Source organism: Paraburkholderia sp. BR10923, from assembly GCF_040948765.1.
Lineage (GTDB): Bacteria > Pseudomonadota > Gammaproteobacteria > Burkholderiales > Burkholderiaceae > Paraburkholderia > Paraburkholderia youngii.
Map to the genome: position 1 here is coordinate 1 of NZ_JBFPKO010000213.1, position 258 is coordinate 258.

General features: G+C 71.3%; 1 protein-coding gene. It reads right to left on the bottom strand.

Translation table 11 applies throughout. The features are described from left to right. Positions 1-258: condensation domain-containing protein (locus tag AB3X94_RS42160; protein WP_368614502.1), on the bottom strand; the 258-nt coding region annotated here is incomplete at both ends.

The following is a 258-nucleotide window of genomic DNA, read 5'->3' on the forward strand; positions in this document are numbered from 1 at the left end:
TCAACCCGGGGGCCCTCCTCCGCATCAACGAAGACGCTGCGCAGCGCCTCGTGGCGCGCATACAGCTGATCGAGGCTGCGTCGCCACGCCGCGCGGTCCAGCCTGCCCCGCAACCGCCAGCCCAGCGCAATGTGGTAGCGGGCGCTGTCCTTGTCCAGCTGGGCCAGAAACCACAGCCGCTGCTGCGCAAACGACAGCTCAAGCGGCGCCTGGCGCGATACGGCTCCAATGGCCGGCAGCGCCTGCGCTGCCGCGCCG